Source organism: Photorhabdus asymbiotica, assembly GCF_003634575.1.
GTDB lineage: Bacteria > Pseudomonadota > Gammaproteobacteria > Enterobacterales > Enterobacteriaceae > Photorhabdus > Photorhabdus asymbiotica.
Map to the genome: position 1 here is coordinate 142519 of NZ_RBLJ01000006.1, position 12252 is coordinate 154770.

General features: G+C 43.4%; 9 protein-coding genes. 4 read left to right on the plus strand and 5 right to left on the minus strand.

The genetic code is table 11. The annotated features are described in order from the left end of the window. The first annotated feature begins 35 nt into the window (after positions 1–35). From tssF to BDD30_RS22495, 3 genes are read left to right on the plus strand one after another with little or no spacing between them, the layout of a single operon-like run. Entirely contained in the window at positions 36–1799 is a 1764-nt protein-coding gene (tssF, locus tag BDD30_RS22485; protein WP_041382900.1) for a type VI secretion system baseplate subunit TssF, read from the plus strand. Continuing rightward, a complete protein-coding gene (tssG, locus tag BDD30_RS22490; RefSeq protein ID WP_041382186.1) occupies positions 1763–2851 on the plus strand; it encodes a type VI secretion system baseplate subunit TssG in 1089 nt (362 codons plus the stop codon). Before tssF ends, tssG begins: the two co-directional genes overlap by 37 nt. Before the next feature lie 56 nt (positions 2852–2907). Continuing rightward, positions 2908–3405, plus strand: a complete 498-nt coding sequence (locus tag BDD30_RS22495) for a nucleotidyl transferase AbiEii/AbiGii toxin family protein (protein WP_015835160.1) — start codon at positions 2908–2910, stop codon at positions 3403–3405. Between the two features lie 423 nt (positions 3406–3828). On the opposite strand, the gene BDD30_RS22500 is transcribed toward BDD30_RS22495, so the two are convergent. The 5 genes from BDD30_RS22500 to BDD30_RS22525 form a co-directional block, all read right to left on the minus strand. Next, positions 3829–4497, minus strand: coding sequence for a LuxR C-terminal-related transcriptional regulator (locus BDD30_RS22500; RefSeq protein ID WP_015835158.1), 669 nt, complete (start codon positions 4495–4497; stop codon positions 3829–3831). A 25-nt stretch (positions 4498–4522) separates the two neighbouring features. Further along, the gene (locus BDD30_RS22505) at positions 4523–5209 is read right to left on the minus strand and encodes a helix-turn-helix transcriptional regulator (protein ID WP_015835157.1); all 687 of its coding nucleotides are present in this window, start codon (positions 5207–5209) and stop codon (positions 4523–4525) included. Between the two features lie 39 nt (positions 5210–5248). After that, complete coding sequence (locus tag BDD30_RS22510; RefSeq protein WP_015835156.1) at positions 5249–5938, minus strand: PAS domain-containing protein; 690 nt, start codon at positions 5936–5938, stop codon at positions 5249–5251. A 1163-nt stretch (positions 5939–7101) separates the two neighbouring features. Beyond that, positions 7102–10035: an ADP-ribosyltransferase gene (locus BDD30_RS22520; RefSeq protein WP_081461601.1), complete on the minus strand. Its 2934-nt coding sequence runs from the start codon at positions 10033–10035 to the stop codon at positions 7102–7104. 8 nt (positions 10036–10043) lie between these two features. Next, positions 10044–10427 carry a hypothetical protein gene (locus BDD30_RS22525; protein WP_041382181.1) on the minus strand — a complete coding sequence of 128 codons (384 nt, stop codon included), beginning with the start codon at positions 10425–10427 and terminating at the stop codon, positions 10044–10046. 1005 nt (positions 10428–11432) lie between these two features. Between BDD30_RS22525 and BDD30_RS22535 the strand changes: the two genes are divergently transcribed. Beyond that, positions 11433–12104 (plus strand): helix-turn-helix transcriptional regulator, encoded by a 672-nt coding sequence (locus BDD30_RS22535; RefSeq protein ID WP_015835154.1) that lies wholly within the window; start codon positions 11433–11435, stop codon positions 12102–12104. Positions 12105–12252: the final 148 nt, after the last annotated feature.

The window sequence follows — 12252 nt, forward strand, 5'->3', positions numbered from 1 at the left end:
TAACTCTATTTTTTGACAACCATGAGAACAATCCTATGGATGATTTAACCCTGCGCTATTATGAGGCAGAAATGCGCTACTTGCGTGAAGCAGGTAAAGAGTTTGCTGAGGCTTACCCTGATCGGGCTGCGATGCTGAATCTGGATAAGGTTGGCATCCGTGACCCCTATGTAGAACGTTTGCTTGAAGGCTTTGCCTTTTTGATGGGGCGTTTACGCGAGAAACTGGATGATGACCTCCCAGAGTTGACGGAAGGGCTGGTTAGTCTGTTGTGGCCGCATTACTTGCGTACTATTCCTTCGCTGTCGATTATTGAACTGAACCCGGATTGGGCACAGATGAAAAAGTCAGTGCCGGTGCAAAAGGGGTTTGAGGTGCTATCGCAGCCGATTGGCCCACACCGGACCCGCTGCCGTTATACCACAACTCAGGCTGTTCAACTGTTGCCGTTGGCGCTGACAGTTGCCTCGCTACAGGCTGAACCGGACGGGCGTTCTGTTATCCGCCTGCGTTTTGATTGTGGGACGCTGGTAGACTGGCGCCAAGTTGATTTACGCCGTTTGCCGCTATACCTGAGTGCCGATAGTCCGCTAGCCTGTGCATTGCATCAGGCATTCACGCTTCAGACACAACAACTTTATCTGCGTTTGCCGGGCCAGCCTGACCGCCAGCCATTTGCCGGTGGATTCTCGCCGTTGGGATTTGGGGATACGGAGAGGTTATGGCCGAAAGGGGAAAGTGCGTTCAGTGGCTATCAATTGCTATTGGAATATTTTACTTTTCGGGAAAAATTTATGTTTGTGGCGCTCTGTGGGTTGGAAACACTGACTATCCCTGAGAGTACGCCGTGGTTTGAGTTGGATGTGGTACTGGGTGAAAGCTGGCCCGGTGATCTGCCGTTTTCGGCGGAACATATCCGTTTGCACTGTACACCGGTGATTAACCTGTTTCCGCTGGAATCCGACCCGCTGCGATTGTCCCCGTTGCAAACCGAGTATTTGCTGCGTCCGATGCGTGTTCAAGACGGACACACTGAGATTTATTCGGTGGATGCGGTGGTCTCTTCGGAACGCGGCGGTCAACAGGGGTATGTGCCGTTCAGTAGTTTCCGTCATAAAGGCGGTATGATGCGGCATGATGCGCCGGAGCGTTATTACCATACGCGGGTAAAACGGGGACCATCAGGTTTATATGACACCTGGCTGATTCTGGGCGGGGAGGATTTTGATGATGATAAACCATATGAAGAGGAAAACTTATCACTGACACTGACCGGCACCAACGGGCAACTCCCTCGTCAGGCCTTGCAGGATACGTTACTGGATACGCCGGTTAATCCCCCATTGGCGGGTCTGACTGTGCGTAATTTGTGTGAACCGACGCTGCCTTGTTATCCGCCGAATCAGGATCGCTTCCATTGGCGGATACTCAGTCATCTTGGCTCCAACTTTCTCAGTATGATGGACAACCCGGAAGTGTTGCGCGGCACGTTGGCTTTGTATGACTGGGCTGACAATGAGATGAACGCTCGCCGTCTTGCGGCGATTGTGGCGGTGAAACATTCGCTTATCGAGCGGTTCGAGCAGGGGTGTCTGCGCCGAGGGGTACACATTGAAGTGACCTTGGATCGCAATGGGTTTTCCGGTACCGGTGATATCTGCCTGTTTGGAGAAATGCTCAGCCGTTTCTTTGCTCTCTACACCGATATTCATCTGTTTAACCGGCTCACTTTAATTTTGCAACCTACGGGGGAACGACTGTTATGGGAAGAACTCCACTGTCCGCACATTCCCGGCTGATGGCCGCCCTGAAGGCCAATATATCGACACTCGATTTTTATTCATTCTGTCAGATAATTGAACGGGCCGTTCCCGACGGGCCCCCTTTGGGGAGTACAGCGAATCCTGCCGATGATGCGATACGTTTCCGGCCTCATCCGGGCATGGGCTTCCCGGTCAGTGAGTTGAAAGCGTTGGTAACTGACCGCGAACACCCGGAACGCCCACCGACGGCCAGAACTACATTTCTTGGTTTGTACGGGGTGGATTCACCGCTGCCGACCGCTTATCTGGATGATATTGCCCAGCGTCGGGAAGGGTATGACGCGATGGAAACCTTTCTGGATATCTTTAACCACCGGATATTCACCCAGTTTTACCGTATCTGGCGTAAATATTCTTCCTATCCCGCCACGTTTGCAGCCGGGGGAACGGATGGGACATCTCAGTGTTTACTGGGGCTGATTGGTTTAGGTATATCGGGCAGCCGACAGAATATAGCCACGCCGATGTCCCGTTTTCTGGCGTTACTTAGCGTTATGCGTCTGCCGACCCGTACCGCTGAAGGTATCTCTGCGCTGGTCGCGTTGTTGGCACCGCGGACCCGAACGGTGGTGACTGCCTGTTGTCGCCGGCAAGTCCACCTGACGCACCCAGCAGAGTTTTCAGATACGCATCCGGTTTCTCTGTCGCAGCGTACCGTGCTGGGCAGAACGGGCACTGATATTAACAGTCAGCTATTAGTGGCATTGCATACGGATTGCCCGGAAGAAGCGCGAGGTTGGCTGCCGGGCGGGCAGTTGCACACGGATTTTCAGGTGTTGTTGCGGGTTTATCTTGGCTGGCGTTACCTGGCTAGATTACAACTGACCTTGCCGACCCGGATACTACCGCCACCAGTGTTGGGTGGTATGCCTGTTCAGCTGGGGCTAACCGGGGTCTTAGGGCTTAAGGTTGAAAGTCATCCAACGACAGTACCTGACAATATCACCGTGAATTTGGGGAATTATCAAGGCATTACGGTAGATAGTAATGAAAACAAAGAAGGACGTTATGTCAACTATCGATTTTAAAATCGTGTTGGTGATCGCCGCGGTGTTACTGCTGCTGACTGGCTGCGGTTTGACCCATGCGAGAGGCAGACAACCCGTCCGTTCTTGGATCTCATTTTCATTTTGCGAGTTTGTGTGATGATGCTCGACGTTACGAAACACGATACGGGGCTAACGCCCCGTCGGGATTCCCTTCCCGTTTTGTGCTGGCGGGAAGTACCTTTTCGAAGGAAAAGATGAAAAAATCCCTCTCTGTACGACTGTCTGGCAAAAAAAATGCTGAATTTGACGTGTTTGCTATCGTTTTTAGTGGGGGCACAGCATTATCTAAATCACAAGTTAAAATCATGAGAATGTCTGAAGATGTTGATCTTAAGGTCATACCTTACAGCGACCTTGACTGGCAATCTGTTAGCCGTTCAGAACGGAAAAGAATACGAAAATGTTTTCATGAACAACTTCTTTCTCTTATTGTTGCTGATGGGGTTTTTAGTATTGCTGGTGAGGTTATTAAACGTGATGAACACAGATATATATACCCAATAGATTTCGAGTTACAGCGCGGCGGCAAGTGAACGAATTCCCAGGAGCATAGATAACTATGTGACCGGGGTGAGTGAGTGCAGCCAACAAAGAGGCAACTTGAAAGATAACAGGTATATATGAAGATGTCGCTAGATATGGCAATAAACAGCCGGAATTTATTGACAATCCACTTGATGAAATGAGATATGCGTTGTCACTGATAAAAAATCATGAAAAATACGTCCAACGTTTCGAAGCATATGTAGCCCCTATGGTTTATAATGAGCAGCTTCACGATTTTGAAACCTGTTTTACTTCTTTTGAGAAGGTTTCAACTGAAATATTAGATAAATCCAGTTTTAATGAGTAAAAATGAAGATCATATTTTATCCTATGATCACAATACCCTCTCCCCGGTCTTTTGCGATAATTGCTAAAGGACCGGGTTTTACGATGCATAAAATAATATCGTTTCAGGACAATAAAAACTTTTCTGGTACATAGTGGTGAAATTTATTAGCTATACAGTATTCTTCCAATTGTTGACTGGAATTAATACCTATCTTGTAATATATCTTAGCCATATGTGTTTCAACCGTATGATAAGCAATGTTCAATATCTTCCCAATCCGTTTTTTGCTGTATTTCTGCAAAAAGAGGAAAATAATATCCCATTTCCGTTGAGTAAACAGAGCTGTTGGTGGATAGAGAATAATGGATGCAGGTAGCTCATCATAATATTGATGTAGGCTGGTTAATGAGTAATTTGGCGCTTTCCAGGCATGTAAAAGAATACCGACGCATTCATTTTCATCATTATATAGTGGGGATTTTTCTGAAAAATAAGATGACATAACTTTCTCTTTTCCAAATGTATGTGTTTCAAGTGAGCATGTTCTTTCTCCTTTTTCCATCACTCTTTTATCTTGGTTAATAAATTCTTTTGCAAACTCGGCTCCACCCCAAGGGAGCTCATTGTCATACAGCCCTTCATAATTAAATGAATGTGGAAAATTCTGAATGGATTTAAATACCATATTACCATGAATCCAGCATGAATTTTTATCTTTTATTCCCCAGGGTTCATTACTGATTTCTATTGTATTGATAATTTGAGGCGATATTGTGAAATTTTTCTTCATAATAACTCCATTGTGATTTGGGATTTTAAATAAACATTCTGCTTTCTGGGTGTACAAATCTTTCTGGTACGTATAGATCAAAATCATTCAGGCGACAATATTCTTCTAATTGATAAATAGAGTTAACACCCACTTTTTTATATATTCGTGACATGTGGACTTCGACAGTCCGATAGGAAATATCTAATATCCTACCCATTTGTTTACTGGTATATTTTTGTAGTGAAAGGAAAATAACATCCCATTCCCGTTGAGTAAATAAATCAGTAGGTGGTTGGAATAAAATAGATGCAGGGAGTTTACCATGGTATAAACGGGTTAATGAGAAATCCTGAGCTTTCCATGCATGGAAAATGATGCCGATACATTCATTTTCATCATTATATAGTGGATGTTTTTCCTGGAAATAGGAACTTAAGATTTTTTCTCTCCCAAACACATGTGTTTCCAGTGAACATATTCTTTCTCCTTTTTCCATGACACTGTTGTCATGAATAACGAATTCTTTTGCAAACTCAGCGCCGTCCCAAGGAATTTCATCGTCAAAAAGTCCTTCATAATCAAATGAATCTGGAACATTTTCTAGATGTTTAAGTGCCAGATTGCCATAAATAAAGCGTGAATTTTTATCTTTGATTCCCCAAGGGTCATTACTTTGCTGCATTGTGTTAATGACTTGAGGATGTATTGTCGACATATTGAATTTATCCATGATTAAACCCTATTGTATAGTTGATGATTAGTAATAAATTTATAATTCTCTGCTACCAATAGTGACAAATCTTTCAGGAACATAGCGATCAAATTTATTTTCTTTGCAGAAATCGGCTAATTCTATATGTCGTGGTAAATTGAATTTTTGGTAAATTGATTGAATATAATTTACGACATCTTCTGTACTGATCATTAGTTCTTTACTAATGCTCTCTTCATCCAGTGAACGAAGGGTGAGGAAGAGAATTTCCCACTCAGTTTGCGTTAATATATCGTTAGGCGGTGTGAATTCTAGCGTTTTTGGAGATCTCTTTTCATAATAGTAAGAAACAGAAAAATCTTGAGTTTTGTACATATGCAAAATGATTCCGATACAGTTACCGTCGTCGTCACAAAGTGGGTATTTGTCGCAGAGGTAAGTTTGTTTAACATTATTTTCTGCAAATTGATGAGTTTCCAGTGAAGTGACTCGTTGCATCGTTTGAATGGCTTTTTGATCCTGATGGTGGAATTCTTCAGCATATTCTGCAATCGGTGAGGGTAATTCCCCGGTTGAAAGCCCGGCAATATCGAAATCTTTAGGTAGGTTAAGTAATTGATAAAAAGCGGGATTGGCATAGATAAATCTTGACTGGAGATCTTTGGCTCCCCAAGGTTCATCACTTCTTTCCCACATGAGAATGAACTGTGGGGTGATGTTATTGGGTTGGTTTTTTATATTTGACATAACAACTCCTGCGTTTTTATTTAAGTCATTATCTGAATGGTTAGTTGGCCGATTATACTTCAAGTGATCTGGTTGTATAATAGAATATAATAACTTGCTCGTCAAAAATCATATATTTATTAATTTATTTTTTACTATTCAACAGTGAAATTTTAAACGGAAATGAATATAACCAAAATGACTATTTTGTATGAAAATTATTTTAATGGTCTGTTGAAAAAATAGCTAGGAGCGGTTGTTGCACTCATTGTTGTTCCTGATATGGAACATCTTGGGGTGAGAAAATGTGTATAATCAATAGTAGATAAGCGTAAATTATATCAGAAATTTAGTATTTTCTTTGTTATTAATTTATGAATAATTATTTGTTCTAATGATTAATGGTTTATTTTATTAATTTGTTTTATTTACTTCTGTGTGTAAGTAAAGAGCAATTTTAGACAATATTTCGGTAAAATTGTTAACGTTTGGGTGTTATTTTAGTGCAGTAGTTAGGATAATAGATTACTCGAATTCTCAAAAACATCACTACTTAATTAGCTACCGGATGTCGTATTGTTAAGTGTCTTCCCTGGCTTTCTACCCTCGTCTATTACCTGAGACCGTTAGTGATATAGTTTTTAGGTAATTATTATCGGATCAACTTTACATCCCTCTAATGCTGCCTTTTTCATGAAGCTAAAACAATAGTGACTTGTTTCCACCTGTTCTCAATAATAATTTAGGGGAGAGCATTTCGCAGTGCTGTTAAACCCCAACCACCTGAAATATCAAATCTAAAATAATCAGATATAACCATTCGCTAATAAATAACCGGCCTGAAATTCGTCATTATTTATTCAACGCCTACAAGTAGCAATTGGATCGCGATATCCTGTTATACCGCCGCCAACAGACGGCCATGGAGCATTTTGACAGCACTTGGAGCAAGGTCCTGGGTATGCTGAATCTCAGCGCGATTCTTTAGCTGTGTCTGGAAGGACTGAGCATTGAGCCATTTAACCTCAGTGCTGCTATTGATTGGAGAAAGTATTATCCGGGTGGTCTGATGCAGACGGAGTAGGGTAAAAACAACTACCCCGGCGTAAGGCAGGGGCAGGTTCTAGTCATCATATTTAAAATCAAAAAAGATCTTCATGGATTTTCATGGGGTGTTTACCCTGTTAGCGGGCGGCCAGTAGAGCCTGCGGCTTCTTGGTCACCCTTTTTGCCTGTTTCTCATTCTCTTCTACTGCTAACCCTTTCTCTTGGTAATCAAACCCGGCGTGAATTGCTCTGTCAGAAACCCGTTTTTTCTGCGGCTCAGTCCTGTTTTCCGGGATCATCACTACTACTTTTATTTTGTCGGTATCCATGCTGGGGCCGTTCTTTTCGATATGTGCGATTAGCTCTTTCAACTCACGCCCTCCCGCAAGGTTACTCCGGTCAGTCTGGCCTAATTGGTCCATCTCCGGCGTTGTTACTCGCATCGTGACATAAGGCTGACGCTGGCCCTTGGCAACCTCAAGATCAAACATCCTCCGTTTCATCATTGACTGGTGGGTCGGCGGGTAATCTTTTTTAAGATGCATGGTATAACTCTGTTCGACCTTGAACGATGTGTCGGCTGGAAACAGGACCTCCTTTTCATTGGGGGCATTACTGATCCCTTCTACAATAGAGCCGTTTACTTCAGCGGCTTTCACCACAAGCAGCGCCCCTTTGTCCATATAACTTTGCGCAACATTGGGATCGTAAGTGGTACTCATAAAGCCCGGAAACTTGGCGCCGGTTCTCTTCTCCAGTATGGCGTCCGCCACTGCAACGTGAGAGCCATGCCAGACCTTGCCGGAATAGCGCTCAAACATAGGCGACTCAAGTGCCGACCGCAGCAGTTCGACCGTCTGGTTATATTCATTTTTAGCCTGAGTACGCTGGGTAGAAGTGCGGTACTGATTTCTCTTGAGTAAGGATTGTAACCGGATCTCCCTCTCTTCATCATTTTTTGGAGGCGCAAAGTCGCCATAACCTGGGTTGATCACGTTGGCTCCATTGGCAGTATAGAAGCGAGTCACCGCCAGCATCATTCCTTTGATTAACACATCCTGGTTGTCTTTGAGGCCACCAATAGCCGTTAGGATCGTTGCTTTGCGCTCTTGAGGTGTATTTTTCGCTGCCGCCAAATCGAGCAGATGAATAAACGGCTTCTCGCCGCTTTGCAGCGAATCCAGCTTCAGCTTTTCGGCCAGCATATTGGTCTCTTTTACTGTCAGGAACGTCTCCCACACGTCATTACGGCCGCCATAATGGAACACATTACTGAGTGAATCTTGCTGGGTTGATTCAGCCAGCAAAGAGGCAGCGCTGTTCAACAGGAATGCGCGTCTTTCTGGTGGCAGCTCATCGAGCCATTTCGTAACCTTCTCATCTTTGGTTGCGTCAAGCAAGGGTGTGCCGGGTTCAGTGCGCTCAGGCCGCACGGGTAATACCCGCTTTTGGGGATTGTAGAGTTTTAGGGTTTCCATATCTTGTGGTGCATACAGGATTTTTTCTGAAGCTAGCCCAGCCTCATCTTCCGCTTCCTGACCGAGTTGTATCGCCTGCCCTAGCTTCAGCAGAGAGTCGTCTGAGCCATATTGAGACGGATAGCCCTTGCCCTGAGTAATAAACTGGTCAAATGTTTTCTGATCAATTTTAACCGGCTCCAGTGCTGGCAGATGGATCTCTTGCCCATTGAGGATGATGGTCTTGGCTTCCATGGCGGGAAGATTGATATCCTCGGTTACCAAACTTTCGTAGGCGCTCAACCAGTCGCCGGTCTGCCTCGCATGCCAGGCCATTTTCTCATCGCTGTCCACTACAGCGGGTCCATGCTGATTAGATTCCATGGCATACGCATCCAGCGCTCCCATGATCTCGGTAAAACTGTGATCCCTCGCCTGGATCATCCAGCCCAGCAAAAGTGCCCTGAATAACTGAGCTTCATAAGCGGGCAGATTCAGTAACCGAGCAATTTCATACATATAAGAGGTAGTGCTCGACGGGCCGGAGAACATCGGCAGTTTTTTATCCATATTCTGCTGACGCCAGTTCACAGATATCGGCTGATCGGTGTCTATCGAGGTCAAGGATTTGTCATTGATAACAAAACCGCCATAGCCAGATTCATGCTCAGACCGTTCACTGAGTGAAAACGAATTCCGGCGATACGGTGTTGGTTTGATCGCCTGCTGCATCCCCTGAAACTTGAAACCGGTTCCCTTATGCGGATCGCCATTTTGCCTGCTGCCGATAAGATCAATGTGGGTTTTATTACCCAATGCTTCCGCTGTATTCCAGTCGGCGTATTTTAGCCAGGGCCAACCGTGAGGCTGGGTGGTTATCGGTTTTGCAAACTTGGGCTCAGAATTAGCTGAGTGTCCCTGAAAGATATCCAGCCGTGGGTGTGATTCTTTATCGGTCAACAACTGCTGATTGATAGCGTCTCCCATCTTGCGCAGGAGAGCGGGATCGCGAAATGGCCTGATGTGACTGTAAGCCAGCGTGGTCAGCACGCGGGCATTGATTTTGCTTTCGTTCAACACCGCGTTCAGCTGCTTTGCCCATGCTACATCGTCATTGCTCCACCCTTGTAGAAAACCGATCCCGGCATCTTCATTGGTCTTGGGAACTGTCAGAGACGGATCTTTAGCCTGGGCTATTGCCAGATGCTCCAAAACTCGGCGGACAAAAGATCTGGACATATATTCCACCGCCGGGAACTCAAGCAAATCGTTACCGAGATGGTTAAACTCGAATGCCTGATTGGCTTCCGCCACTTTTTCAACCGATTGAGCGACCACTTTTTCTTTCAGCGCTTTGTCTGCTGTTGGGAAAAGGCGATTGACCTTATCGCGGATAATATTTTCGACACTGCCTTCATATTTAGCCGCCCGCATCACGGCTTTGTTAAACTCTTCGATAGCCTGCTGCAACGGTGGCATTTTTGCTGGTTGGTTAATGAGAGTCGGCTGGTTACTGCCCCGTGAAGTGGTAACCGAAGGTACCTGTTCCATCTGCGTTACAATGCTTGCGGCTGGCCGCTGGGAAGTCGTGTGTGATTGATTAGCCCTAAACATATTTCCCCCTACTCGCTAATGGCTTGAAACAGCGCGTTTCGTAAACTCAGCGCGCTTTGCCAGAACTCATCCAGATCACAGTTGAATAACGCATGATCGGGAAGTGACAGGTTCAGAACTACAGTCGCGTTGTCTGCGGCCAGAGAAAAAGAGGCGATACCGACTACATCAGGATGTGCATTCAGCTGCAAGAGTCTGGTATGCAGAGAAGCCGATCCTGGTTGTGATGAAGGGGGAAGCGGAAACATTGCTACCATACGTTTTGGGTAATTGATGATGGAAGCATAATGCAAACTGTCTTCGCCAATCAGGTTGCACTCATTATTCAGCAACTGCCACTGCCCACCAGACAAACCTGTCAGCCAGGTATTGATAATCTCTTCTTTATTCATGGCACAGTCCTATCTCTTGGTAGATTTAGTCCAATATAAGCACAGCTTAATTTACATATACCCTTCATCCTTAGTTGCCTCTTTGTTGGCTGCTTTCACTCACCCCAGTCACAGAGTTATCTATGCTCCTGGGGATTTGTTCACTTGCCACCGCGCTGCAACTCGAAATCTATTGGGTATATACAACCAGACTTCAACATTAAATTTGCAAGTAATATCCAATAAAGTACATTGCTAATGGCGCAATTTGCGTTTTAAACAAATTGCGTCATTCACAATTAAAGCGGGAGATAACCGTAAGCAGCAAAAATAAAAATGATAGGGTCATGCGGAATTAATGTAATAAAATAAAACCTCCATTTCTATACCCGTTATCTTTCACGTTATCTCTTTGTTGGCTGCCCTCACTCACCCTGGTCACAGAGTTATTTATGCTCTCGGGGATTCACTCCCTTGCCGTCGCGATGCATCTTGAAATCCATAGGGTATATATGATTTCATAATCTGATTTGGGGCTTTAAATAAGAATAGATAAATGCCAGATAATAAAATCAAATAACCAGTCGTATTGGTTGGAAATGTAACCGCCTATATGGATTGATGGGTTCCCAGATCAGTGGTGTCAGAGTTACATAATCTCGGGACATAAATTTTCCTTCCCAGTAGAGCCTACCTCTATAGCGTAGAGAAGGGCATCGTACATAAAGTAAGAGCAAAAATTGTTACATAGATCACATATTCATGCTTCATGAAACCGATTACATGAATGGCAAACTTTCCTCACATTCTATGCGAAACAAATTCATTATCTTATTGCAATGATTCAGATGAAACTGAAGTTTAAATAAAATGGGTGACTAATTCTGGCACTAGATATACTGCTAATCGTAGCAATGTTATTACTTTTGATTATTGGGTAATTCATCATAGAGCGAATCACTGTTTTTGTTCATTACTATTGTAATATTTTTTTATTTATATTTGATAATTTTTTGAAGGTTATATATGAGTCAAATTACCCCTCAGTTAACACATATGTGGGATAAAAGTCATGAGTCATGGTTTGTAAAAGATAAAGAATTTCGGTTTATGTATGCAAACCCAGTGTTTATTAAAGTAAATAAGTTACCTGAAAACTTTGATGTTACAGGATATACTGATAAAGAATTACCTACACCGTTTAATCATCTTACTCATTTTTTTGAAGAGCATGATCGTAAGGTCTTACAATCTATGCAGAAAATATCATCTATTGGGGCTTATCTTCAAGACAATAGTCAGCAACTTAAATCCTATCATTGTGAAAAATATCCACTAATGGGTGAAAATAATCAATGTATTGGAATAATTTGTCACACCAGAGAAATAAACCATTTTTCAGTATATAATTACATTAAAAATGATAGTTCTGTCTCGGTTAAACTGAGACCTCCTAATGATATATTGACAGAGAAAGAATGGATAATAATTTTTTTATTTTGTCGTGGTGTTAGCAATAAATGTATTGCTGATGAAATGAATATTTCATGTCGTACCTTGGAAAGGTATTTTAAAAATATCTATGAAAAGTTATCAATCAATTCAATTATTGAATTAAGACAATTGTGCAAAAAAAATAGTTATGATCTCTATGTCCCGCCTAAATACTTTCAATCTATAGGACATTTTTTACTATAAAGGATGATGCTTGTGTTTCCAGACATTCTGTCACTTTATCAGCCTTCCTTGATAAAGTGACAGGGAGAATGAGTGATTTTGAATCATGTTAAAAACAGATTATTCAGGCGAGTCTGATAAATATTACTCACTTGAAATGAGAAATATC

What these genes read in the sequence shown, in the direction of transcription:
- tssF (WP_041382900.1), top strand. Translation starts at nt 36, where the DNA reads ATGGATGATTTAACCCTGCGCTATTATGAGGCAGAAATGCGCTACTTG.
- tssG (WP_041382186.1), top strand. Translation starts at nt 1,763, where the DNA reads ATGGGAAGAACTCCACTGTCCGCACATTCCCGGCTGATGGCCGCCCTG.
- BDD30_RS22495 (WP_015835160.1), top strand. Translation starts at nt 2,908, where the DNA reads ATGCGAGAGGCAGACAACCCGTCCGTTCTTGGATCTCATTTTCATTTT.
- BDD30_RS22500 (WP_015835158.1), bottom strand. Translation starts at nt 4,497, where the DNA reads ATGAAGAAAAATTTCACAATATCGCCTCAAATTATCAATACAATAGAA.
- BDD30_RS22505 (WP_015835157.1), bottom strand. Translation starts at nt 5,209, where the DNA reads ATGGATAAATTCAATATGTCGACAATACATCCTCAAGTCATTAACACA.
- BDD30_RS22510 (WP_015835156.1), bottom strand. Translation starts at nt 5,938, where the DNA reads ATGTCAAATATAAAAAACCAACCCAATAACATCACCCCACAGTTCATT.
- BDD30_RS22520 (WP_081461601.1), bottom strand. Translation starts at nt 10,035, where the DNA reads ATGTTTAGGGCTAATCAATCACACACGACTTCCCAGCGGCCAGCCGCA.
- BDD30_RS22525 (WP_041382181.1), bottom strand. Translation starts at nt 10,427, where the DNA reads ATGAATAAAGAAGAGATTATCAATACCTGGCTGACAGGTTTGTCTGGT.
- BDD30_RS22535 (WP_015835154.1), top strand. Translation starts at nt 11,433, where the DNA reads ATGAGTCAAATTACCCCTCAGTTAACACATATGTGGGATAAAAGTCAT.